The 266-nt window shown below is 50.8% G+C and carries 1 protein-coding gene; it reads left to right on the top strand.

Annotated features, from left to right (window positions below):
- Positions 1-266, top strand: a 266-nt coding sequence (locus SB658_RS24480; RefSeq protein WP_410602974.1) for a bifunctional diaminohydroxyphosphoribosylaminopyrimidine deaminase/5-amino-6-(5-phosphoribosylamino)uracil reductase RibD, incomplete at both ends; no start/stop codon positions are given.

Here is a 266-nt window from a genome sequence, read left to right as displayed (position 1 = left end):
GGCCGGAGACAAGGCAAAAGGAGCCACCATTTATGTGACCCTCGAGCCTTGTTCTCACCATGGCCGTACAGGTCCTTGTGCGGAGGCACTTGTGAAAGCAGGCGTCGAAACGGTTGTCGTGGCGGCTCTTGACCCGAACCCGCTTGTCGCTGGCCGCGGAATCGCCATTTTACAAGATGCTGGCATCCAAGTGATTACAGGCGTACTTGAACAGGAATCCATTCTCATGAATGAAGTGTTTAATCATTTTATTACGAAAAAAACAC

Source organism: Bacillus sp. SIMBA_008 (assembly GCF_046535495.1).
Classification (GTDB): domain Bacteria; phylum Bacillota; class Bacilli; order Bacillales; family Bacillaceae; genus Bacillus; species Bacillus subtilis.
This window is presented reverse-complemented; position numbering and strand designations above follow the sequence as displayed.